Genomic DNA, 25,316 nt, shown 5'->3' with positions numbered 1-25,316 from the left:
TGATGGTGTATTAATGCACCGTTTTGTTTGTATACAAAAATGCACCGCCAAAAGTTAAATTTATAGTCTAACTTTTGGCGGTGCATTTCAATCTCACTTAAAATCTTATTTTTTTATTATTCTTTAACTTTTGATTAAATTTACTCCCACTCAATCGTAGCCGGTGGTTTGCTTGTTATATCATATACTACTCTATTTACTTCCTTTACTTCATTTGTAATTCTTGTAGAAATCTTTTCTAATAGCTCTAATGGTATTGGGTACCATTTAGCTTCCATTGCATCTTTTGTAGTTATGGCTCTTAAAGCAATGGTATGACAATATGTTCTTTCATCATTTACAACTCCGACAGATTGAACATTAGGTAGTACTGCAAAGTATTGCCATATTTCTTTGTCTAGGCCTGCTTTTTTGATTTCTTCTCTAAATATCCAATCGGCTTCTCTTAAAATATCAAGCTTTTCTTTAGTTAGTTCACCTAATACTCTTACACCAATACCAGGTCCTGGGAATGGCTGTCTGTTTACTACTTCATCTGGAAGTCCAAGACGTTTTCCCACTTCTCTTACTCCATCTTTATAAAGCATTTTTAGAGGCTCTACTAGTTCAAAATCAACATCTTCTGGAAGGCCCCCTACATTATGATGACTTTTTACAACAGCTGTTCCTTCAGTACCACTTTCTACTATATCAGGATATATGGTTCCTTGTACTAGAAAATCTATTTGACCTAGCTTACTCTTCTCTTCTTCAAAAACTCTTATAAATTCTTCACCTATTATCTTTCTCTTCTTTTCAGGATCTGTAACACCCTTTAGCTTGTTTAAAAATCTTTCTTGAGCATTTACTCTTATAAGATTCATGTCGAATTTTTCTCTAAATAATTCCTCTACTTGGTCTGCTTCGTTTTTTCTCAAAAGACCATGATCCACAAATACACAAGTAAGATTTTTACCAATAGCTCTATGAACTAATACGGCAGCTACAGATGAGTCAACTCCTCCTGATAATGCACAAATTGCCTTTTTATCTCCTATTTTATTCTTTATCTCTTGAATCGATTCTTCAACAAAATTCTCTTGTATTATCCTTTGACCCATTTTCATTCCTCCAATTTCATTATTTAATATGATCTGCTATAATTTGGAGCCTCTTTTGTAATTTGAATATCATGTGGATGACTTTCTAGTAGCCCTGCATTAGTTATTCTTATAAATTGACTCTTCTCTTTTAAGTCTTCTATAGTTGCAGCTCCACAATATCCCATACCAGCCTTTAAGCCACCTATTAATTGATAAGTAACATCATTTAGAGGTCCTCTGTAAGGTACTCTTCCCTCAATTCCTTCAGGTACAAGTTTCTTGCTATTCTCTTGGAAATATCTATCTTTACTTCCAGCAGCCATAGCACCAAGAGAACCCATGCCTCTATACACCTTGAATCTTCTACCTTCATACAATTCCATTTCACCAGGGCTTTCTTCGGTGCCTGCGAACATTGAACCTATCATAATTACATCTGCACCTGCTGCTATTGCCTTTACTATATCTCCAGAATATTTTATACCTCCATCTCCTATTATAGGTATACCATATTTTTTAGCAACCTGTGCGCAATTATAAATAGCAGTAATCTGTGGAACACCAACACCTGCCACTACTCTAGTAGTACATATTGAACCAGGTCCTATTCCTACTTTTACAGCATCTGCACCAGCTTTTATAAGGTCTTCTGTTGCTTCTGCAGTAGCCACGTTTCCTGCAATTAACTGTAGTTCAGGATACTCTCTTTTTATCTTAGCTACTGTTTCTATAACACCCTTTGAATGTCCATGAGCTGTGTCTACGACTATTACATCAACCTTTGATTTTACTAGAGCTTTAACTCTATCCATTACATCTGCTGTTACTCCTACTGCAGCTCCTGCTAATAACCTGCCAGTGCTATCTACTGCAGAGTTAGGAAATTCTATTTTCTTTTCAATGTCTTTTATAGTTATTAGTCCTACAAGAACATTATTATTATCTACCAAAGGAAGCTTTTCTATTTTATGAGCTTTTAATTTTTCTTGTGCTTCTTCTAAAGTTATACTTGGTTCTGCAACAATTAGGTTATCTTTTGTCATTACATCATATATTTTTTTAGAAGAATCAGTCTCAAATCTTATGTCCCTATTGGTAATTATCCCTACAAGTTTCATGTCTTCATCTACGATAGGTACTCCAGATATTCTATATCTTTCCATAAGCTCTAATGCATCTGCTAAAATATGATCTGATGATAAATAAAATGGGTCTGTTATAACGCCATGCTCTGATCTCTTTACTCTATCGACTTCTAAAGCCTGCTTTTCTATGGACATATTTTTATGAATAATTCCTATGCCACCTTCTCTAGCAATTGCTATAGCCATTTTTGAATCAGTCACTGTATCCATTCCTGCGCTCATGATTGGGATATTAAGTTTTATTTTTTTAGTAAGATTAGTATTAGTGCGCACATCTTTAGGAAGTACTTCAGATTTTGCTGGTACTAATAATACATCATCAAAAGTTAAACCTTCACTAATAAACTTTTCCATTATATAGCCTCCTACATATTTTAATTGAGAGTTGAAAATTAGAAATAAAAAAGTACACCGTCCCTTGAGTGGAATTGTGTACATAAAAATACGACAAATACTAGAATTAATAATAATTCTAGCTAATTTCTATTCCACCCATAGTCAGATAATTTACGGTAATCTGGTAGAAACTCCCTAGCCATATTCTAGGGTATATATGAGTTTTTATATATATTTTCTTTTAAACTTAACAAAAAATTACATGATTGTCAAGGAAAATACTTATTATATTATTATTAATTATTATTAATATAATATTCTAAAATATCTGACATAATTTTTCAGTTTATTAATCATATTGTTTTAAGTCTCATTTTTTACAAGCTATATATTTTTTATAAATTGACATAATAATTATACTATTGTTTTAAGCTATCAAGATGGAGGTGGTATTTTGGAAAAATATGCAACAAAAAAGGATGTTGATTGCAAAACACTTCACTTAATAGATGAGCTTTTAAATCAAGAGCTTCTTCTTTCAAAAAAATGTACTTCCTACAGCAATACAATCTTCGATAGCGAATTAAAAAATATTTGCTACAATACCGGAAAAATACATGAGGAAAACTATAAGTTGCTACTATCTTATTTAAGTTCTTGATACTATTGTAGCTAAAGCTGTAAGATTCTTTAGTGAGTAAAAATCTATTACAAGGAGAGGATTATCTGTGTACATAGATAAACACCTTACAGAAAAGGATTTGTTGAAAGATCTTATTTATTCCGAAAAGCAACTATCAAATTCTTATAACTGCACTATAATGGAATCTTCATGTTCAGAACTTAGGCAAATACTTTTACATTGTCAATCAAATGTACGGCAAATACAGTCTTCCGTTCTCGAAGCAATTGAAATTAGATGTTGGAATAATATGAAATTAGCTAGTGAAAAAGAGATAGAAAATTTAGTTACTAAGTATAAGTAATTTATAAAACAAAAAAATGAGAAATATAAAACAACAAAGCAGAACTCTCCTATACTTTATAAAAAATACCAACAAAAGTTCATTAGCATACTTTTGTTGGTATTTAAATATCAATTATTTAATTAATCATCAAACTATCCAAATCGTTTGGTTAATGGGTTTTTTACATCATTCCGCCCATACCGCCCATTCCGCCCATTCCTGGCATAGCTGGTTCGTTTTCTTCTGGTAAATCAGTTACTACAGCTTCTGTAGTAAGAATCATAGCAGCTATTGATGCAGCATTTTGAAGAGCTGATCTTGTTACTTTTGCTGGATCTACTATACCAGATTCAATCATGTTTATATACTGCTCATTTAATGCGTCGAATCCAACGCCTTTTTCACTTGCTTTTACCTTTTCAACTATGATTGAGCCTTCTAATCCCGCATTTGCTGCAATTTGTCTAACCGGCTCTTCTAAAGCTCTTACTATTATATTAACTCCTGTCTTTTCATCTCCGGTAGTTGTATTTAATAATTCTTTAACTGCTGGTATAACATTGATTAATGCAACTCCACCACCTGATACTATACCTTCTTCTACTGCAGCTCTAGTAGCAGCTAATGCATCTTCAATTCTAAGCTTTCTTTCTTTTAATTCTGTTTCTGTTGCTGCTCCAACTTGGATAACTGCAACTCCACCAGATAATTTAGCAAGTCTTTCTTGTAGTTTTTCTTTATCAAATTCTGAAGTAGTTTCTTCTATTTGTGATTTTAATTGTCTTACTCTATCTTTAATAGCCTGCCCATCTCCAGCACCATTTACTATTGTAGTGTTTTCTTTATCGACTTTTACAGTTTGAGCTCTTCCTAACATGTCTAATGTAGCTTCTTTTAAGTCATATCCTAATTCTTCTGATATAACTTCTCCGCCTGTTAGAATAGCTATATCTCTTAACATGTCTTTTCTTCTATCTCCAAATCCTGGTGCTTTAACAGCTACACATGTAAATGTTCCTCTTAGTTTGTTAACTACTAATGTAGCTAAAGCTTCTCCTTCAACATCTTCAGCAATGATTAATAATTGTTTTCCTTGTTGAACTATTTGCTCTAATATTGGTAGAATTTCTTGAATATTAGTTATTTTCTTGTCAGTAATTAAAATATATGGGTTTTCTAATACTGCTTCCATTTTATCTGTATCAGTTACCATGTATGCTGATAAATATCCTCTATCAAATTGCATACCTTCAACTACATCAAGAGTAGTTCCCATTGATCTTGATTCTTCAACTGTAATAACTCCTTCTTTACCAACCTTATCCATAGCTTCTGCAATTAAGCTTCCTATTTCATCATCACCAGCAGATATAGATGCAACTTGAGCTATTGACTCTTTACTTTCTATTGGTTTAGAAAGTGTCTTTATTTCATCTACAGCAACGTCTACTGCTTTATGTATACCTCTTTTAACAATCATTGGGTTAGCACCAGCAGCAACGTTTTTTAATCCTTCTCTAATAATTGCTTGAGCTAATATTGTAGCTGTAGTAGTACCATCTCCAGCAACATCATTAGTTTTTGTCGCTACTTCTTTTACTAATTGAGCTCCCATATTTTCATATTTATCTTCAAGTTCTATTTCACGAGCTATAGTAACACCATCGTTTGTGATTAGTGGTGAACCAAATTTCTTATCTAGAACAACATTTCTCCCCTTTGGTCCTAAAGTTACTTTAACTGTATCTGCTAATTTGTTTATACCTTTTTCCATAGCACGACGTGCTTCTTCACTAAATCTAATATCTTTAGCCATTATATTCACACTCCTAAATTTTATTGAATCCATCATTAATAAACACTCGAGATTAAAATAAATATTTAGTGAACATTTGCAGAACATGACTATAATTCTTAGCAAATGTAGATGAAAAATACGTTAAGAAATTCGTATGTTTGAACGTAGTGAGTTTACGAATTTTAGTATTTTTTATTGGAATGAGCTTTAGAATTATTCATGTTCGAAACCGTGAACGTATATTTATTTTAATCTACTTCTACTCAACTACAGCTAATATGTCAGCCAATTTTACTATAGTGTATTCTACATCATCTACTTTAACTTCAGTTCCTGAATATTTAGAGAATATTACTCTGTCTCCAACTTTTATTTCATCTTTTTTCTTTTCATCTCCTGTTATTCCAGCACCTACTGCAATAACTTCAGCTATTTGTGGTTGTTCTTTAGCTGAACCTGGAAGTACTATACCGCTTTTAGTTTTTTCTTCAACTTCTACCTTTTTAATAACAACTCTGTCTCCTAATGGCTTAATATTCATGTTTGACCCTCCCTGTTTATTTTAATTTTATCTTTTTCTTTTTTATTTATTAGCACTCTCTATCGTTGAGTGCTAATTCTTACAACATATATGTTATCTAAAGCATTTTATAGAATCAAATGCCATTTTAGACTATAATTTCGGTTTTACCGTCATTATTCCATTTTATAATAATTTTTCTTCGTTTCTTACTTGATATTGCGATATATCTTTGCTTTTCATAATTCTATAAAAAATAGATGAAAAATCTCTATACACACCTAGTTATATTATTAAAATCTCAGTAAAAATGGAACAATTTCAATGGAAATTACAAAATATATAATAGGTATAAATATAGCTGGCAGCATATTTCCTATTTTTATCTTTTTCAACTCTAAAAGGTTAATGCCTATACCTATAATTAAAACGCCACCAACAGCAGACATCTCCGTTATTGCTGGTTCTGTTAAAAACCTTTTCCAATTCTCAATTCTCAATTATTTTTTCCAATACCTAATTCTCTTGCGTAATAAAATAAGTATTGCTGAGCATATCCTGCATATTCTCCAAATTTACCTTGGGCATATTCCTGTATTTCTTTTAGATTAGTATCCTTTTTTAAGTAAAAATGCTCCATAACCCTTTTTACCCAAACATCTATTGGAAAGGCATCAGGCTTATTCATTGAAAATAACATAATACAATCAGAAACCTTAGGGCCTACTCCTGTAAATCTTATTAGCTCTTTTCTAGCATCTTCTGTAGAAAGATTTTTAATCCTATATATATCTATTTGCTTACTGGATACTATAGTTGCAGCATTTATTATGTATTTTGCTCTAAAAGATGTCTTACAGTCCTTTAACTCTTCAAGAGATAGTTTATCTAAAACATTTGCTTCTGGAAAACTAAAATGCTTCCTTCCGTTGTATTCACCAATATACTCCCCATATCTTTCACTTAGCATATTTATTGATCTTTTAATCATAGGAATGCTATTTCTCGCTGATAATATAAAAGATATAAGTATTTCCCACACATCCTGATTCAATATCCTTATTCCATGTCCAAACTCTATAGCCTCCTTTAATATTGAATCACTGGATAATTTGTTTTTTATTTCTGTATAATCCTTCTTCAAATCAAAATAATCTGCCCATATGTTATTGAAGTCATCTAAGTTGGTATTAGAAAGAACTATATCTTCACCATCTCTTCTAACGTTTAGAATCCTTCCATATGCTACACCAGTATAGCTTCCATCCGCTTCTTCATCCCATCTAAAACATTGCCCACATTCAAAAATATGTTTAGGCTCAAAGTCTTTTAAATCTTTTATTATTATCTTATCCTTTTCCTCAAAAATTCTATGTTTCATAAATATCGTCCTCCATGGCCAGATATTCAATTTGCTTTATTTTAATAATATAACCAAAAACAATATACCATAACCTTTATTTTACCCTATAAATACAGAAAAAAGCAAACTAAACGTTACAAATTGTTTGCTCAACAAAATTAACCATAGAACTATTTAGTTCTATGGTTAATTATCTAGGAATGTAAGGAATGTTCGTATACAGTTTAATATTTAGTTATTAAATCTACATTACGAATATTTTAAATAAATATTTTTTATCTTAAGCCGTCTTCACATTTAGCTTCTTCTTTTTTAAGTCCGCCTACTCTTGGATGTGGTCTTCCACAGTTTGTAACTGATAGGATTAGAACTATTTCATTGTCTCTTGGTGCATCTGGAACTCTTACTTCCATTGCATCAAAGTGAGTTCTAACAAATGCTGCATCTTTAAAGTGTAGTGGTACATCTATTGAACAACCTGGATATCCCATTTTTTTAGCTGAAGGAATAATAGCTTTTCCTCCTCCAAGTCCTTCTCTAAATGGCTTTCCTAGTGATGGGTGAAGTAGTGCTGCTGCATGCTCAAGCTCACCATTTCCACCAACTATTGCTGCTTTACCATAGCTTTCTGCTTCGCTTTTATCAATACCTGCTGCATTTAATGCTCTTTCAACTAAGTCTGGTGCTATTGATGATGCCCAATCTGATAATGGTGAAAGATCTTCAACATATTTTCCTGCATAAGGATTTTCAAACACTACTGCTATTGACACTCTTTTATGGCTTCCTTCTACTTCTTTTCCGCCATCTGCTTTGATTTCTTCTACAAAAGTATAATATTTTCTTATTTTAATATCCATTTGTAAAGCCTCCTATTATATTATTAGTTTTATTTATAAATGTATAGATTCTACACTTAAGTCTTCTGGACATTTTACAATTGTTTCATCTATACATAAAATAGCAGCTTTTATTATTTCATTATTATACAAGTCTTCTGCTATCTTAAGCCCGTTTAATAATGCTTTATACTTCTTCTCTTGTCTGATTTTACCTACTTTTAAAGTTATAAGTTGACCCTTAATATCAGTTCCAGAATCTATTTCTTCTGCAAGACAACGAATAATATTCTCATCTTCCACATTAGTCATATTGCCTATATAAGTAGCACATGCATCTGCAGTAGCAGCATTAGATGCTAAAGCTACTGCAGCAGTGGCTATTCCTTTAGTAAAGCTTCTGCCTCCTATACCACTAGTGCATATACCGTGAATTCCCTGTTCTTCTGTAATAGTTAAAACTAGCTGTCTTTTTTCATTGCTCTTTGTGTATGGAATTCCAACTTTAATTGGCTTTCCTTTCAAGTCTTTTAATGCAATATCTCCACCGTTATTTATAATGACTCTAGTGCCACCTAGCTCTATTGCTTTTTCTAGAGCCACATCAGAAAAGGAACCTGCTACAGCTCCAAGGGTGTTAAGCTCTTCATAACCACACTTTTCTACTGCAGCAATCATCTTATTTAAGACTTTAGGAAATTCATTATTTATATTCCTATAAGCTCTCATCTTTTTTAAATCAGGAATATAATGCACTAGCTTATCAAATTGGTCTAGTATATATTCTCCTACTTTAAATCCTATTTCAGGAACTCTCTTGCCTTCTATAGACACATCTATAACCATTTGTATAGGACCGTGATTTACAAATACTCTATTGTCTTGAAGCATTTCAATCATAACTATTCCTCATTTTCAAGCATTTTTAAAAGTTCATCTTTAGTAATTATAGACTCAGTATGTCCTCCAAGCTCTTCGTATTTCTCTCTTGTCATAGTATACTCAACTGGAGCTACTGTTGCAGGTGTTGGAACCCAAGTTGTAGCTTCTGGTACCATCTTTCCTACATCTACCATGAAATTTATTCCTCCTCCAGGAAGGATAAACACTGGCGCTCCTGCTACAGTCATTCTAATTTTTTCTTCATGTATAGCATCAGTTAATTTTCTTGGGAAACTAGTTACTCCACCTCTTGCACTTCCACCTGTTCCACCAGTATATATAACTGAAACCTTTGATTCTTCACATGTATCTGATATTAGCTTAACTGCAGCTAATACTTCTTCTGTCATAGAAATTTCCTTAACTGAGCCGTCTTCCTGAACTTCTAATAGTGCTGCTTTTTGTCCAGTAGTTTCAGTTACAAGAATCTTGTATCCTGGCTTTGCTAAATCCATGTTTACAGAAGTAACAGCATCTATTGGATTAACTATTTCTGTACCTCCCCAACCATGGCCAGGCTTTCCAAAATATCTACCTCTTGTACTCTTAACTCCATAAGGTACTACTCCACTATATTTCAATCCAACTTCTTCACCTGCAAGGTGTTCTGATAGGAGTCCTATTACATGGTAGTCTAATATTATTGCTTCGTTTACTATCTTACATAAATGTCTTGCGAATAGTCCTACAGTAGCACTACCACAGCCAACTCTCATTAGCTTTTCCTTTGTGCCATCAATAATAGGTGCTTCACCTTGTTGTATTTCTAGTGTGCTCCCATTATCTACTTTTAATGTTACTCTTCTTCCATTGGCTAAATCTACAATAGTTCTTGCAACTATAAATCCGTCATTTCCGTTACTTAGAAGATTAGCTCCACCTATAGTAAGCATTTTAGAACCATATTCTTCTGTAGTTACCATTCCGACTACTTTACCGTCTCTTTTTACTTTAGCGCCTTCGTCTCCTATATGGATGTTTGTATCTATTTTTACTTTTACACCACTATAGCTTAAGGGAGCTTCAGTAACTACTGTTACTACGTCTACACCTTCTAGATTATCTTGTACAATAAATGGTGCTGGACGACAGCATGGATAGTTTGTCCCACTACCTACAGCAGTTATAAGTGGTTTATATGGTAAATTTTCTTTTTCAGGAACAGTAGTTATAGCATCTACAACTAACTTTCTATTTCTAACGATTTCGCCATCTACATTAGTATATCTCTTACATGCACCTGTTTTTCCTACTGGTATTGTACATCCAACAGGACAGTGAGTACATTTAACTGTTTCTGGTTTTTGCTCTTCTGTTTTTTCTATTGCCTTAAATGGACATACTCTAAAGCATATTCCACAAGATACACATTTATCATTTGTATAAGCTTTTTTTTCTTTAACTTCTATAGCATCTAAAGGGCAGTTTCTTACACATATACTGCAGCCTTTACATTTATCATAATCAATTACTATCATAGGCTATTTTTCTCCTTTCTAGCTTAGCAGATAACTGCACCATGAGTTGCAGGAGGTGTGTTTTTGCTTTTTGTAAACATTACTTCGCCATCAATTATTACCATTGATACTCCTGGAACATCTCCAGCTTCAAGAGCTTCTAAGGAGTTTTTGCCTATTGAGCCCATTGGTGCGTCCATTATTACGAAGTCTGCTTCTTTTCCTTCTTCAATAAAACCTACATTTAATCCATAAGCCTTTGCTGTATTACCTGTTGCAAAACATATTGCTTCTGCTGCTGAAGCATTTGTTTCTGAAGCAACATAAGATAATGTTCTTAGAACTCCTAGAGGTATTATACCTGAACCTGATGGGGAGTCGTTTCCAACAATAATTCTTTCTAATTGGTCCTTTTCTTTTACTGCATTAACAGTATGTTTCATTATTTTATAGTTTCCGCATTGTACAAGTTCTAAAGCCATCTTAGTATTTTCAATTATCTTATTAACTTCCTCAGGTGCTATTGCAGTAGGTCCACCATTAATATGTGAAACTACGTCTGGATCTGTATTTATAACATCTTGAGCTGTTATTGTACTACTACCAGGAATTGAAGTTCCACCTGTATGCATCATAACTTTAAATCCATTTTTTCTAGCCCACTTAACCATTGGAGCTGCTTCCTCAGGATCTTTTACTGATCCTAGTCCTATTTCCCCTACTAACCAAACTCCTTCTTTTGCAAGTTCTTCAAAATCTTTTTCTACTAATCCTTTTTCAAGAATCAATGCTCCACCATGAAGCTTAACTCCACCTGGTCTTGCATTTTTTGAACTCTTATGTGCAAGTACTGCTAATGCTTTTGTTCCAGTAGCGTCTTTTGGTCTACCTGGAGTGTGACATTCTCCTGCTGATATCATTGTTGTAACTCCACCATGCATTGAACCATTTATAAATCCTAATGTGTTTTGTCTTGGTGTAAAGTCTCCTAATACTGGGTGAACGTGAGAATCGATAAATCCTGGTGCTACAGTTGAGCCTTTTGCATCAATTACTTTATCGCATTTAAACTCTTCTAATAATTTTTCTTCACCTATTTTTAGTATTTTACCATCTTCAACTATAATAGTAGTTGCTTTTGAAATAGGAGCTTTTACATCCCCTGTTACTAAAATACCAATATTTTTAATACCTAATTTTGACATTCTAACTACCTCCTTAATTAAGTAATTATTTTGATACTAATTATACTTGCATAATCTATGCCATAAAATTAACGAAAATATATGAGGTTTCTCCTGCTTTTAACTGATTCTTAATTTTTGATAATTCAATTAACCATTTCAATAATGCAATGTGCTTATTTTAATCAATAGGAAAGGCAATTATACTTGTCTTAGCTTCATTTCATTTATGAAATTATGGTTTTGTTTGTGAAATTATCTAGAAACTGTAGAGACTTATAATTAATTATTCTCTTACATAGCCATCTTCAAGTTTTGCATATTCTCCTAGACCTACTAAGTCATTGAAGTCTGCGAATGTTATCATTTTATCAAAGCTCTTTGCAGTAGTACCATTTACTTTTAACTCTTCCATTAAACCAAACATAGCCTTTGCAGTTACATAAGTTGATGCTGTTGGGTATATAACTAAATTGTATCCAACTTCTTCTAGCTCTTTGTTAGTTAAAAGAGGAGTTCTACCGCCTTCAACCATATTAGCAAGTGTAGGAACTTTTATTTCACTATTTACTCTTTTCATTTCTTCTACACTTTCAACTGACTCTACAAATATTACATCTGCTCCTGCTTCTTCATAAGCCTTTGCTCTTTTTATAGCTTCATCTATACCTAATATTGTACGAGCATCTGTACGAGCTATTATAACAAAATCAGGGTCTTTTCTAGCTGCTACAGCTGCCTTGATTTTGCCAACCATTTCTTCAAGGCTTACAACTTTTCTTCCAAGCATATGTCCACATCTTTTAGGTGCTACTTGGTCTTCAAGCTGAATTGCTGCTACTCCTGCTGCCTCGTATTCTTCTACTGTTCTCATAACTGTTATAGCATTTCCAAAACCAGTATCTCCATCAGCTATAACTGGTATATTTACAGCGCTTGCAAATTTTCTAGCTCTATCTAGCATTTCAGTCATACTTAATAATCCAATGTCTGGTTTACCTAAAACACTAGCTGCTTGTCCATATCCTGTCATGTATACTGCTTTAAATCCTGATTTTTCGATTACTCTTGCTGTTAATGCATCATGTGCTCCTGGTGCTACAAGTATTTCCTTATCATTTAATAATTGTCTTAGCATAGAAGATGTTTTCATTTTGTTACCTCCACTTTTTTATAATTTAAATTGTTTTTTTAGTATCTGAAATGCATACTCTTCATCAACTTGTGAAATAATGCCTCCAGTATAAAGTATATAATTTTCATCTATTATTATTTTAGGGTCATTAGGTAAAAGCGAAATACCCTTATCTTTTAATGCGTTTTCTATGATTTTTTTACTTTCAGAAGCTTCTCTATGTGAGAAGATTCCTCCTACTCCTATTATGGTATTTACATTTCTTAAATCCCTACCTATTGGCATCCCTGGCAAAATACCTGTAATAGGGTCTGCAACAGTAGAGATAAATCCTGCATGTCTTTTTAAAGCTACTTCTACTGCAGTTTCTGCAATAAGTGTATCAAACATATATTCTTTTTCATTTTCAGCTATATGTCTTGGTGTTTTTTCTACTTCAGTACAGTATTGAGTAAATTCCTCTAGTAGCTCTTCATCTTTTAATCCTCTTTTGTGAAAAATAGCTTTAGGGCTTACTGTATCTAGAACTCCCATTGCACTAATACGCATTCCTAAGTTACCTTCAACAGTTCTATAAGAAACTTGCTTTTCATTGCTTACTATAAGTCCTATTTCTTCATCTTCAAGGTTATCATATCCAGGTATTATGGAATGGACGTCAGTAGTTGCTCCACCTAAATCTACTACTATTATTTCACCTATACCTTTTTCTAGATAAGTCCCCTTTGCAAGAAGTTCAGAAGCTATTAAAACTGCTCCAGGTGTAGGTATGATTTTATCATTAGTTATCTCTTCCTGTAATATGCTTAGGCCTTGAGCTTTAGTTATTTGCTTTATAAATTCTCTATGAATAGCATCTCTTGCTTCCTTTACCCTAAGCTGGTGAATTGTAGGCATAATATTTGGAACTCTTACATGAGATACCTTGCCTTCTCTTAATATCCTTGCGGCCTCTGCCTGAGCCTTGATGTTACCTGCAATAACTACTACTCCTTTAACCTTGCTTTCTACTATTAAAGAGGCATTTTCAATAAGTGAAGACTCATCACCAAAATCAGTTCCTCCTGCTAGTAGAATAATATCAGGATTTATCTCTTTTAGAATTTGTACTCTGTATTCTGGTAGATTTTCATTAGACACTATTTCAAGGATTTTAGAACCTGAGTTCATAGCCACTTCTTTTGCGGCTTTTGCAGTTACTCTAGTCATATAACCCATGGCTACCATCCTTAAGCCACCTGCTGCACTACTAGAGGCTAGAACATTTTTAGCTTCTATCTTATCCTCATCTAATTGTTCTTTTATAATATCTTGTCCTGCTTTTATGCCTTTATAAACATTGTCAACTGTAGTAGGCGACTGTACAGTCGCCACCAGTTCACAGTCTTTAAAAAGTCTTAGCTTAGTATAAGTGCTTCCTATATCTATTATTAGATAATCGTATTTACACATTTTTATTCATCCCTTATTTAACTGTATAGCAATTGCCATCCATAATTCTTCTTGCAGTTCTACTTATTGCTGCCTTTTCCAATTTCCAGCTTCCGTTCTCACATTTTGCTGCTGCGTCTACAGTTATTACTCCTGCTGGATGACCTATTCTTAGAACGCTGTCCTTACCTCTTCCTTTAGCCTTCATTGCTTCATTTACAATAGTGCCTTCTATTCTTGCAGCTGCTCCTGTACATGTTGTTGCTGTACCTGCATAAGTTTTATGCACAACTTGCATGAACATAAGTCTAGAAACAAAATCTACATCCGCTTCTTTTATTTCTTTTCCCTTAGTAAAGTCTACATAGTCTTGAGCTGGAGAAACAAATGCTATCATAGGAAATGCGGGAGCTTCTTTAACTGCATTTTTCCAATCACTAACTAATCCCATCATAGCAGCTGCCTTACCTCTTATTTCCTCTAATGTAGCTAACATTGCTTTGTTTTCATCTATTTGTGATGGTGTCTCAATACCAGTTAATTTTAAGTCTTTTGCTCTTACAAAAACAACAGGATTTGCTGCATCTACTAAAGAAGCTTCTATTTCACCATATCCAGTTACTTCTATTTTATCTATTACATTTCCCGTTGGAAGAAGTTTACCTGTTGCTGCTCCAGCAGTATCAGAGAAATCAATAGTTATTTCTGAGCCTGTTCCTGGAACACCAGCTATAGAATAATCTCCTGTAACCTTAGCCTTACCATTTTTAACTTCTACTCTTTCAACTAATATTTTACCTGTATTAGTATTGTGTACTCTTACTGTTGTATAAGGCTCTTCAACTTTTACAAGGCCTTCGTCTACTGCAAATGGACCTACTCCAGAAGATATATTTCCACAGTTTCCTGAATAATCTATTTTAGGTGCTACATATGAAACTTGTCCAAATGTATAGTCTACATCAGCATCTTCTCTTGTAGAAGGCCCTATAATAGCTAGTTTACTTGTTAATGGATCAGCTCCACCTAAACCATCTATTTGTCTAATATCTGGACTGCCAAATATTTTTAGTATAAGTTCATCTCTTTCTTTTTGATCCTTTGGTAAATTTTCTTCTTTAATAAATATTCCTTTACTAGTGCCTGCTCTCATTATTACAACAGGTGTTTTTATTTGGTCCATATTATTTCCTCCCTGTCTTTTTTTAATCTATATAAGAAAAGGTTGCTTGCAAATAAAATTATTTATTTGCTTTTTTAGCTAATTCATCTTCAACCCATTTTATGCATTCATCAAGGTCAGTTCCAGGTCCAAAGAAGTTATCGACTCCAAGGAAACCAGTTCCCTCTTCCCTGATTTTCTTTTCGTACATAGCATGTTCTTCTTCTTTTTCTGCTATTCTACCACCTGCTAGAAGTACCACATCATCCTTTAGTCCAAGTTCTTCGAGTCTCTTAGCAACTCTTGGAAATAATGTAAGGCCTAATCCTAATAGGTTACTTACTCCAATAACACTAGCTTTAGTTTCAGCAGCAACTTCTGCTACTGTTTCTGGTAAATTCATACCTCTTAAGAATATTACCTCATATCCAGCTTTTTGGAATGCTTCTTTAACCATGTTTATTCCAACTACGTGTGCATCTGCTCCAACTGTTGCTAAAACTACTTTTTCTTTCTTAGTAATTGGAGTTTCTTTTTGAACTTCTACTTTTTCTTTAGCAATAGGCATGTACTTTTCATCTACTCCTAGTGGAGTGTAACCTGGCACATATCTTCTAATACCATCTTTATCTCTATGTGTTTTAACGAATCTCTTAAGATCCCAACCACCTGCTCTAGGTGTATCTAAAATACCGTTTTTTCCTGCTTCAACTATTAAATCAATTAACTCATGATCATCATATTTAGCCCAGAAATCAGCATTTATTTCTTCAGGTTTCAACATCTTATCTCTCTTAAGTGCAGCTGTTAATACTGCCATAGCTTCAGTCTTTATTTCTTCTTTTCTTTGGTCTATAAATGGATCATGAATATCAACCTTATAAGTTCCCTCAAATACATTTTGTGTAGCCCACATAGCCTTAGCCATAGATTCACCAGTAGGTATACCTACATTTTCCGCTGCCTTTGGCCTATAGAAGTTTGCTCCTGCAAGCTTTGCTGATGCTGCCATTCTAGCAAAGTGAGCCTGTTCTGCAATAAGATCTGCTGGTGGATTTTGGAACGTTTCTGGAACTGCTATTATAAATTCACTCCAAATAGTTTCTCTAAAAGCTTTTACTAAAGCTAAGTCAGCTAATACGTTGATTCCTGCTACGTTCATTTGAATAGCACTTAATGCTCTATCTAAGCCTGCTTTCACCGCTAAACCTTCAGATAATAAAACCATTGCTAAAGCCATACCATCTGTTCCCATTATATTGTTTATATGCTTGTGAGTATCAAGCTGAACAAACATATTATTTTCTGCACAGATTTGAATTGCCTTGTATCCGTTTTCTACCTTTGTTCTGAAATCATGTATTCCTCTTCCACCAAAGTGTACGTGAATAACTGGCCCTATGTCAGTACCATCAAATCCAGCTATTAATGCATTTAAAACATTTAAATGAGTTGTATCTCCTGTAGCATTTATTCTAATAGGATGCTTTGAGCCACCACCCATTTGAACAAATTCTCTTTCTCCTTCTGGGGTAATTCCACCTTTTCCTCTAGATTGCTCTATTAGTTCTATACCGTCTAGTGGATCAATATGTCTTGTAGCTTCTGAGTGAACAAACTGAAATATTGTAACACCAAGCTTTTCAGCCATATCATACATATGTTGTGATTCTTTAAATGTCTCTTCTGCACTATTTCTTCCAAGTATAGGATTTAGAATAGGGTTTCCTGTCTCTACAGCTTTTCTTCCAAGCTCAGTTAATCTATATCCACTACGTACTACTCCATTGATTTCTCTTGGATATGGGTCAGGTAAACCTTGTACTTCTCCATTTTCATCAATATATGGCATTTTGACACCGAAAGCTTTTTCATAAGCCTTTATTCTGTCAATGTCTTCTCTAATAATTCTCTCGGTATTTGGTCTTTTCTTAGCCATTAATTGCACCTCTCTCCACTAATTTATTTCTAACTTTATTTATTAGTCCACCTGCTTGAAGAGTTTCAAGTGTGGTTTCTGATAAAGGATTAAGCTTGTATTGGTTCTGTGTTCTTAGATTTGTTATAGTTCCATTTATTAAATCTACTTCGAACTCGTCATTTTCTTTTATTTCGTTTTTTATTTCTTTTATATATTCACAAGTTACTACTGGTAGCCCTATATTAATAGAATTTTTTCTAAAAATCCTTGCAAAGGATTTGGCTATTATTACTCCTACACCGCAGCTTTTTAAAGCTACAGGAGCCTGTTCTCTACTAGAGCCACAGCCAAAATTGTCATCAGCTATTATAATGTCTCCAGTTTTAACTTTCTCTGGAAAGTCTGGAATTATACTTCCTCTTAATGTAACTTTCTTCAATTCTTCAACAGGATAGCTCATAGCATATCCAGGAAGTATTTGGTCTGTATCCACATTTTCATTTAATATAAATGCATTTCCTTTTATCTTGTCCATTAACTACCCCTCCAATGGAATTACTGTGCCTGGGCATGTAATACATCCTCTTACAGCACTTTCTGCTACTGTTCTAGGAGAAGCCAAGTAAATCTTTGCTTCCTTGTGTCCCATTCTTCCTGGGAAATTTCTATTTGTAGTAGATATAGCCACATCTTCTTTTGCAAGTAGTCCCTGATGTGCCCCAAAACAAGGTCCACATCCTGGGTTAGTAACTATTGCACCTGCTTCTCTAAATATTTTTGTTAAGCCTTCTTCTTCCATTTTATCTAGAACCGTCTTTGAAGCAGGAACTACTACCATATTAACACCTTGTGCAACTTTTCTTCCTTTTAATACTTCTGCTGCTATTCTTAAGTCTGAAAGCCTTCCATTTGTACAGCTTCCAACAACAGCTTGATTTATTTTTTGTCCCTCTACTTCTTTAACAGGTTTTACATTACCTGGAGATGAAGGACAAGCCGCTACAGGTGGAATAGCTAATGCGCTAATATTATATGCTTTTTTTACATTACCTATTTCTTCATTTCCTTGATCAATGTAACCAATCATAGCTCCCATTTCTATCATCATATTAGAGATTGTCATTTTTTCTTCATTACTTAGTCCTAATATTGTACTTCCACTGAATATTACTGCTTTATCAGTAAATCCATTTGTTCCAAATTTACCTATAACATAAAGAATAATATCCTTTGCATAAACTCCAGGATTTAATTTTCCATCAACGTTTATTAAATAAGTTTCTGGTACTTCCAAGTCAAGCTCTCCTAAGGCCATAACTGCCGCAAGTTCAGTTGAACCTAATGGTATAGCCACTGCTCCATAGGCTCCTGCTGTACAAGTATGGGAGTCAGCTCCTACTACAATATCGCCTTTTTTATACAATCCTTCTTCATGGACAACTTGGTGAATAACTCCTTCAGACCTGCCATATATTTTTGCACCAAATCTTTCACAGAACTCATTTATTGTTCTATGCTGAATTCTTGAGTCCACTGATGAACAAGGTATATTATGGTCCATTACAAATACGACTTTATCCTTATCAAATACTTTGTCTACTCCTATTTTCATAAATTGAGCCACTGCTAAGGGACCAGTAACATCGTGAGCTATTGCTAAATCTACTTTTACACTTAGTTCTTCTCCAACTTTAACAGTTTCTTTATTAGCTTTTTTTGCAATAATTCTTTCTATAATGTTCACTTGTCTCACCTTCTTTCGACTATTCAACTAGTACTATGCCTAATTTATTAGCTATATCAATAGCTTCTTGTTTTGAAGGTGTAGCATTTCTTAATACTAATCTTCCTCCACCTCTATTTAAAGCATCTACCATGTATGTTCCTTGGTCAGTTTCAATTGTAATTCTTTGAACTTGATACTCATCATCTTTAACTATTTCTACTGCTATTCCTTCTTTTTCTACTAGCTCCATTACTTCTTTATACATTTTTCCATCAGCAGTAGATGCTCCATAAACAGCCCCCATCAATACTCCTGGAACATTTATTCCTCTACGTGCAAATAATTCTGGGTAAAGCTCTATTTTAACTTTCTTTATTTTCCCTTTTGCTAAGAAGTGAGCAATTCTACCTGTATTTGTTGGAGAACCAACAGCTTGACTACTACCGCCAACAACAGCTTCACCTAAAGTGTTAGTAATTGGTCTTGCACCTTCAGCTAGCTTCTTAGCTATTTTTTTTGCTTTAACTAATGTTTGTTCAATATGTGCTTTTTCTTCAGCTTTAATTTTTTCATCTATAAGTTTTTCTACTGGTTCCTTAGTTTTAAAGAATGGCTGCATAAACTCTACTACTACAGGTACTAAAGCCTTTGCTGATATAGGATGAATCTCTGTAGCCATTGCAAGCATAACATCTATTGGCACATTAACTTCAATACTAGTCTTAACTGCTAAGCCTGCTGACATTGTACCATTTAATATAGCTCCTCCTATATGAGTTGCACATAGGGCTGGTACCATAACCCTTGGAGTACAAGGAACTCCTATCGTAGGAGAAATAGCTATAACCATAGCACGTTCTGTGTCCTTTGCGCTTCCTCCCAATAGTTCAACTGTTGCAGCGGCAATGGCAGCTGAACCTGCACCGAAGCCTTCCATATTACATCCAGTAGTTGTCTTACCTACTCTAAACATTGAGCCTACTTTCAATATTATTGCAGCTACTTCTGCTACTCTACTCTTTTCATAACCAGATTCAAACATAGCTTTAATAAAGCCTGTATAAGGACAAGAGTCTCCAGTACCTGCACATGGATTAAGCCCTATACCATGATTTCCTACTTGAGCTGCTATTGTATATACTAGAGCTTTGTCAACAAACTCATCCTTAAATAATCTAAATCCCTCCATATTATTTAATTCTGAGCCAGTTGTACCAAGTAACAAACTACTTCCAGTAGTTAATCCAACTTCTACAGCTTGTAAATTATGTTCAAACTCTTTTAATACTTCTTCTAATATTTCTTCTCTATTTTTACCTGTTTGAATTTCTGCTTCATTGAGCACTACATCAACAAATCTTAAATTGTTTTTATCTGCAATTTCTACTATATCCCCGAGAGTTAGGGGCATTTTTTCTTTAATCATAGTTTCAATAGCCATAATTACGCTTGCTCCTCTCTTACTTCAATATTTCCCCATTCTTCATATAATTTTAATACAGCTGATATATCTTCAGTTCCTAATCCTTTTGCTCTTGCCATTTCAAACATTTGTTGAGCTAAATTACCCATTACTAATGGCATTTTTAAATCTTTTGAAGTGTCTACTGCTAGTTGTAAATCTTTGTATTGTAAATCAATCATAAATCCAGGTTCAAAATTGCCTTTAGCTATAAAGTTATTGTACTTAGCAGTTAGTGCATAAGAAGAACCTGAGCTTTTACTAATAATATTGTAAAGAATTTCAGGTTTAAGTCCTGCTTTAACTCCTAAAGCTAGTGCTTCAGCAACTGCTACCATATTAGCTCCTAGTAATAGATTGTTTACTAATTTAACAGTATCTCCAGCTCCTACTTCACCAACGTGGTTAACTTTTGTTCCTATACAGTTTAGTACTGGAAGAACTTTTTCAAAAACTTCATTTTTTCCTCCCACCATAATAGTAAGAGTTCCTTTTTCTGCTCCTGCTGCTCCACCGCTTACAGGCGCATCTAAAACTTCTACACCTTTTTGGCTAGCTTTTTTTGCAATATTTTGTATTGACTTTGGAGTAATACTACTTAAATCTACTATTATAGTTCCTTCTTTAGCTCCCTCTAGGATTCCTTTTTTACCTAGAATAACATTTTCTACTATAGCGGAGTTTGGTAAAGATGTAAGTACTACATCAGAATTTTGAGCTACTTCAGCTGGAGTTTCTGCTGCTTTAGCTCCTAATTGTTGTAAATCTTTTACTGAATCCTTATTTAGGTCAGATACAGTAAGCTCATAGCCACCCTTTAACACATTAGTTGCCATTCTCTTGCCCATAACCCCTAAACCAATAAAACCTATTTTCATTTTGTACCTCCTGATTGTTTATTTATATTTATATTTTTATATTTTATAATAAATTAGAAAAGTTCTATTAAAATAATATAGCAATTTTCATGCCAACTAATCCCCCCTTAAATTTGCCTAAATACATAGTTTTTTTCTTTATATATTTCAATTTTGAAATGCCATTTTCCTATTTTCCCGAGAATATCAACATACTCATATTACATAGCATTTCAAAATTGAAATATAGGTTCGATATTGAAATGTTTATTTACAGGAGTGTTATGTAAATATTAAATCATTCATCCCAAACCTTCTTCTTCATGCATAATACCCCTAGCATAATTAATTACCACTAATAGAGTGCCCCGCCTCTACTAGTGGTAAAAATCTCCCTAACTTAAATTATTCCAAATAAATACTGTTATTAAATCTAACTAATTATAAGTTTAATTTTAAATCTCCTTCTTTAATCCATCCAATTTTCTTCATTAAATTACATATTATTGGAGTAAGGACAGCTGGTATTATAAAATGTAATAATAAAATTCCAATCCACATTTGCATTCCACCTTTACCAGCAGCTTCCATAGCTTCTATAGTACCAAATTGTCCAACAAAACCACTAGTTCCCATACCAGAACCCATTGGAGTTCCTTCCATCTTAAATAGTATTGTTGCCATAGGTCCTGTTATAGCAGCAACTAATGTTGGTGGAATCCATATCTTCCAGTTTCTAACTATATTAGGTACTTGAAGCATAGATGTACCTAAACCTTGTGCAGCTAATCCACCCCAACTATTTTCTTTAAAGCTCATTACAGCAAATCCAACCATTTGTGCACAGCATCCAGCAGTAGCAGCACCACCTGCTATTCCCCCAAGACTAAGCATCATACATAGTGCAGCACTACTTATTGGAAGAGTTAATGTCATACCAACTATTGCAGAAACTATTACTCCCATTAATAATGGTTGTAAAGTTGTTGCATACATTATTAATTCTCCAGTAGCAGTCATAAATGCATTAACTGCTGGTCCTACAGCTGATCCAACTAGAACACCTACTAAAATTGTTACTGCTGGTGTAACAATAATGTCAAGCTTAGTTTCTTTGGAAACGATTTTACCAAATTCAGCACCAAGTATAGTTGCAACAAAAGCACCAGCTGGTCCCCCTAATGCATTTCCTGCAGCACCTGAAATAGTGGAAGCAAATAATACTAGTGGTGGCGCCTGCAAACCATAAGCTACAGAAACCCCTATGGCAGCTCCAGTCATATCTCTAGCTATAGGCCACACAGTTTCACTTAAGAAAGGTATATTTAGCTTACTTCCTAATGTGTTCAATATTGTACCGATTAATAAAGAAGCGAAAAGCCCTTGAGCCATTAGTCCCAAGGCATCAATTAAATATCTCTTAACAGATATTTCTATGTTCTTTCTTTTTAGAAAGCTTTGCTTTGATGCTGTTGCTGTGTTTTGATTTTGACTCAACGAAACAACCCCCATATCATTTTTTGTTTTATTTTATCCATAGATAAATTCTCTTATATCTTTAATAACTTCAAGTATATGGGTTTTAAGAAGCTACTTTGAATTGTTAATGCTTTCAAAGAAGCCTCTTTAAGCTCATTTCAAAGCTTCAACCCATAATCAACCCATAAAATAAAATAGTATAACAGTAAAAACCTAATTTTTTTCAAGACTTCTAGTCATTATTTTTGATTTAAGGCTTCTACAATATCATGTTGTGTTATAGGAAATTTATTTATTCTTATTCCTATAGCATCTTCTATCGCACTAGCTATAGCTGGAATAACTGGTATAAGAGCTGGTTCTCCTACTCCTTTAGCACCAAAAGGTCCAGTTTGGCTAGGCTCTTCAACAATTATTGGATATATTTCTGGAGTATCCATCATTGTATCTATTAAATATTTTGAGAAGTTAATATTATTGACTTTTCCATTACTTACTTCAGCTTTTTCAAGTAATGCAAAGCCTTTACCCATCATAACTCCACCATGAATTTGTCCTTCAACCATTTGTTTGTTTATTGCTTGTCCCACATCATGAGAAGAAACTACTCTTAATACATCCACTAAACCTGTTTCTGTATCAACTTCCACCTCTACTATTGCTGTAGCATAAGAATAAGTTTCAAAAGGAATACCTGCCATTGTTTCTGGGTCTAAGTAAGTTGTATTAGGATTGTAAGACCCGCTTCCAACTGCAACCTTACCTCTAGTTTTCATTTCTATCATTAAATCTTTGTAGATAATAGAATTTTCTTTGTTCTCACTTTCATAAACTAAACCATCTCTTGTGCTGATTTTTTCTTTCTTTACATTCAAAACTTCACTTGCTACTTCTAGAATTGTCTCTTTAGCCATTTTTGCAGCTAATCTACAAGCATTACCAGAAATATAAGTTTGTCTACTAGCAGAAGTTGCACCACCATCTGGAGTCACCCCTGTATCAGCAACAGTTACATATACATCTTCATAATTCAATCCTAATTCTTCAGCAACTATTTGTGCCATAACAGTCATAGCACCTTGTCCTATATCTGCGCATCCTGCTAGCACAGTAGCAGTAGCATCTGAATGAACTTCCACAAAAGCTGAAGCTGGATTTGGTAGACCTGTATTACCTATTCCATACCACATGCTTCCAATTCCTGTTCCTCTCTTTTTCATGGCTATTTACAGTCACCTCCTCTATTAATCATCCCTAATTCAATTGACTTTTCTAAAGCAGTATCTATTGTTGCTATAATACCTACACTGTCTTTTAATTCTTGGCCTGTAGCTATAACAGTACCTACTTTATGAGCATTTAATTTTCTAATTTCTGCTCTGTCCATTCCTAGTTCTTTTGCTAGAGCATCCATTTGACCTTCATGTGCTGTGGCAACTTGTGGAACACCAAAACCTCTAAAGGCACCTGCCATTGGGTTATTTGTATAAACAAATGTAGCTACGGCGCGAACATTTGGGATTTCATATGGTCCTGTACAATGTACTAATGCTCTTGTAAGAACTGCTGGTCCATATGAAGCATATGCACCTGTATCACTGAACATTTCCACCTCTGTCGCTAATATTTTTCCATCTTTTGTTGCACCTGTTTTAAACTTCATTTTCATAGGATGTCTTTTACTTGAAACAAGCATAGACTCTTCTCTTTTTCTTACCATTTTTACTGGTTTCTTAGTATAATATGCTAAAAGTGCAACATGACATTGTACAGATATATCAAGTTTTCCTCCGAATCCTCCACCTGTTACAGTTTGTACTGATCTCACTCTATTTTGAGGCATATTTAGCATTCTAGCTACTTCTCCTCTATCAAAGTGAGGATTTTGAGTGGAGCTCCATATTGTCATTACTCCATTTTCAAATTTCGCAACTCCTGCATCAGGTTCAATAAACATGTGTGCTAAGTATGATGTTTCATAAGTGTTTTCAACTATTACATCACATTTTTTAAATGCTTCTTCTACATCTCCGCGTATTAACTGTTTCTTTTGTAGAATATTTGAGTCTCCATGTATTTTTGCTGAATCTTCTTTAAGAGCATCCTGAATAGTAAATACAGGTTTTATTTCTTCATATTCTACCTCTATTAGCTTTACAGCTTTTTCAGCAATTTCCTTTGTCTTAGCAGCAACAAGTGCGATTGCATCGCCTATTCTTCTTACTTTATCATCTACTAATACAGGTTCATCTTTTATAATTATTCCGATTCTGTTTCCTCCCGGAATATCTTTAGATGTTAGTATACATTCAACTCCATCTAATGCTTCTGCCTTACTTGTATCAATTTTTTTTATATATGCTGACGCTACATCACTTCTTTTTACAGCTGCAAAAAGCATACCTTCCATTTCAATATCAGCTGCGAATAAAGCGTTTCCTGTTACTTTTCCTAAAACATCCTTTTTAATAGGACTTTTTCCAACAACTGCAAAATCTTTCACTTTTTC

23 protein-coding genes and 1 riboswitch are annotated in these 25,316 nt (G+C 34.0%); of the genes, 2 read left to right on the top strand and 21 right to left on the bottom strand.

Going from position 1 to position 25,316, the window contains the following annotated elements; all coding sequences use genetic code 11:
- Window positions 1-140: 140 nt before the first annotated feature.
- Window positions 141-1,106 carry a glutamine-hydrolyzing GMP synthase gene (guaA, locus tag ABV008_RS08230; protein ID WP_352419346.1) on the bottom strand — a complete coding sequence of 322 codons (966 nt, stop codon included), beginning with the start codon at window positions 1,104-1,106 and terminating at the stop codon, window positions 141-143.
- 17 nt (window positions 1,107-1,123) lie between these two features.
- On the bottom strand, window positions 1,124-2,581 hold the full coding sequence (guaB, locus tag ABV008_RS08225; protein WP_352419345.1) for an IMP dehydrogenase: 1,458 nt from the start codon (window positions 2,579-2,581) through the stop codon (window positions 1,124-1,126).
- Window positions 2,582-2,702: 121 nt separating this feature from the next.
- A riboswitch (purine riboswitch) is annotated at window positions 2,703-2,804 on the bottom strand.
- Window positions 2,805-3,017: 213 nt separating this feature from the next.
- On the opposite strand from guaB, the gene ABV008_RS08220 reads away from it, so the two are divergent.
- Both ABV008_RS08220 and ABV008_RS08215 read left to right on the top strand, forming a co-directional pair.
- Window positions 3,018-3,224, top strand: coding sequence for a hypothetical protein (locus ABV008_RS08220; RefSeq protein ID WP_352419344.1), 207 nt, complete (start codon window positions 3,018-3,020; stop codon window positions 3,222-3,224).
- Between the two features lie 67 nt (window positions 3,225-3,291).
- Window positions 3,292-3,549, top strand: coding sequence for a spore coat protein (locus ABV008_RS08215; RefSeq protein ID WP_352419343.1), 258 nt, complete (start codon window positions 3,292-3,294; stop codon window positions 3,547-3,549).
- A gap of 163 nt (window positions 3,550-3,712) precedes the next feature.
- On the opposite strand, the gene groL is transcribed toward ABV008_RS08215, so the two are convergent.
- From groL to ABV008_RS08120, 19 genes are all read right to left on the bottom strand, one after another.
- The gene (gene groL / locus ABV008_RS08210) at window positions 3,713-5,347 is read right to left on the bottom strand and encodes a chaperonin GroEL (RefSeq protein ID WP_352419342.1); all 1,635 of its coding nucleotides are present in this window, start codon (window positions 5,345-5,347) and stop codon (window positions 3,713-3,715) included.
- 241 nt (window positions 5,348-5,588) lie between these two features.
- On the bottom strand, window positions 5,589-5,870 hold the full coding sequence (locus ABV008_RS08205) for a co-chaperone GroES (RefSeq protein WP_074348949.1): 282 nt from the start codon (window positions 5,868-5,870) through the stop codon (window positions 5,589-5,591).
- A gap of 272 nt (window positions 5,871-6,142) precedes the next feature.
- Entirely contained in the window at window positions 6,143-6,349 is a 207-nt protein-coding gene (locus ABV008_RS08200; protein WP_352419341.1) for a DUF554 family protein, read from the bottom strand.
- Complete coding sequence (locus ABV008_RS08195; RefSeq protein WP_352419340.1) at window positions 6,346-7,230, bottom strand: DNA-3-methyladenine glycosylase family protein; 885 nt, start codon at window positions 7,228-7,230, stop codon at window positions 6,346-6,348. Before ABV008_RS08195 ends, ABV008_RS08200 begins: the two co-directional genes overlap by 4 nt.
- A 257-nt stretch (window positions 7,231-7,487) precedes the next feature.
- Window positions 7,488-8,072, bottom strand: coding sequence for an amino acid synthesis family protein (locus tag ABV008_RS08190; RefSeq protein WP_352419339.1), 585 nt, complete (start codon window positions 8,070-8,072; stop codon window positions 7,488-7,490).
- Window positions 8,073-8,105: 33 nt separating this feature from the next.
- Window positions 8,106-8,951 carry a UPF0280 family protein gene (locus tag ABV008_RS08185; RefSeq protein ID WP_352419338.1) on the bottom strand — a complete coding sequence of 282 codons (846 nt, stop codon included), beginning with the start codon at window positions 8,949-8,951 and terminating at the stop codon, window positions 8,106-8,108.
- Window positions 8,952-8,953: 2 nt separating this feature from the next.
- Window positions 8,954-10,471 carry a DUF362 domain-containing protein gene (locus ABV008_RS08180; protein ID WP_352419337.1) on the bottom strand — a complete coding sequence of 506 codons (1,518 nt, stop codon included), beginning with the start codon at window positions 10,469-10,471 and terminating at the stop codon, window positions 8,954-8,956.
- A gap of 23 nt (window positions 10,472-10,494) precedes the next feature.
- Complete coding sequence (locus ABV008_RS08175) at window positions 10,495-11,655, bottom strand: amidohydrolase family protein (protein WP_352419336.1); 1,161 nt, start codon at window positions 11,653-11,655, stop codon at window positions 10,495-10,497.
- A 265-nt stretch (window positions 11,656-11,920) separates the two neighbouring features.
- On the bottom strand, window positions 11,921-12,787 hold the full coding sequence (locus ABV008_RS08170) for an isocitrate lyase/PEP mutase family protein (protein WP_352419335.1): 867 nt from the start codon (window positions 12,785-12,787) through the stop codon (window positions 11,921-11,923).
- An 18-nt stretch (window positions 12,788-12,805) separates the two neighbouring features.
- Window positions 12,806-14,221: a glutamate mutase L gene (locus tag ABV008_RS08165; protein WP_352419334.1), complete on the bottom strand. Its 1,416-nt coding sequence runs from the start codon at window positions 14,219-14,221 to the stop codon at window positions 12,806-12,808.
- A 13-nt stretch (window positions 14,222-14,234) separates the two neighbouring features.
- Window positions 14,235-15,383 carry a 2-methylaconitate cis-trans isomerase PrpF family protein gene (locus ABV008_RS08160; protein WP_352419333.1) on the bottom strand — a complete coding sequence of 383 codons (1,149 nt, stop codon included), beginning with the start codon at window positions 15,381-15,383 and terminating at the stop codon, window positions 14,235-14,237.
- Between the two features lie 58 nt (window positions 15,384-15,441).
- Window positions 15,442-17,301, bottom strand: a complete 1,860-nt coding sequence (locus ABV008_RS08155) for a cobalamin-dependent protein (RefSeq protein WP_352419332.1) — start codon at window positions 17,299-17,301, stop codon at window positions 15,442-15,444.
- A complete protein-coding gene (locus ABV008_RS08150; protein WP_352419331.1) occupies window positions 17,294-17,818 on the bottom strand; it encodes a LeuD/DmdB family oxidoreductase small subunit in 525 nt (174 codons plus the stop codon). Before ABV008_RS08150 ends, ABV008_RS08155 begins: the two co-directional genes overlap by 8 nt.
- A 3-nt stretch (window positions 17,819-17,821) precedes the next feature.
- Entirely contained in the window at window positions 17,822-19,027 is a 1,206-nt protein-coding gene (locus tag ABV008_RS08145; protein WP_352419330.1) for a 3-isopropylmalate dehydratase large subunit, read from the bottom strand.
- A 19-nt stretch (window positions 19,028-19,046) separates the two neighbouring features.
- Complete coding sequence (locus ABV008_RS08140) at window positions 19,047-20,450, bottom strand: L-serine ammonia-lyase, iron-sulfur-dependent, subunit alpha (RefSeq protein WP_352419329.1); 1,404 nt, start codon at window positions 20,448-20,450, stop codon at window positions 19,047-19,049.
- Window positions 20,451-20,452: 2 nt separating this feature from the next.
- Window positions 20,453-21,349 (bottom strand): NAD(P)-dependent oxidoreductase, encoded by an 897-nt coding sequence (locus ABV008_RS08135; protein ID WP_352419328.1) that lies wholly within the window; start codon window positions 21,347-21,349, stop codon window positions 20,453-20,455.
- A 420-nt stretch (window positions 21,350-21,769) separates the two neighbouring features.
- The gene (locus ABV008_RS08130) at window positions 21,770-22,825 is read right to left on the bottom strand and encodes a PTS sugar transporter subunit IIC (protein WP_352419327.1); all 1,056 of its coding nucleotides are present in this window, start codon (window positions 22,823-22,825) and stop codon (window positions 21,770-21,772) included.
- Between the two features lie 221 nt (window positions 22,826-23,046).
- Entirely contained in the window at window positions 23,047-24,027 is a 981-nt protein-coding gene (locus ABV008_RS08125) for a xanthine dehydrogenase family protein molybdopterin-binding subunit (protein WP_352419326.1), read from the bottom strand.
- A gap of 2 nt (window positions 24,028-24,029) precedes the next feature.
- A complete protein-coding gene (locus tag ABV008_RS08120; RefSeq protein WP_352419325.1) occupies window positions 24,030-25,310 on the bottom strand; it encodes a xanthine dehydrogenase family protein molybdopterin-binding subunit in 1,281 nt (426 codons plus the stop codon).
- Window positions 25,311-25,316: the final 6 nt, after the last annotated feature.

The organism is Proteiniborus sp. (genome assembly GCF_040308045.1).
In the GTDB taxonomy this organism is placed as follows: Bacteria; Bacillota; Clostridia; order Tissierellales; family Proteiniboraceae; genus Proteiniborus.
Note: the sequence above shows the minus strand (reverse complement) of the source record. Positions and strands in the feature narration are given on the sequence as shown.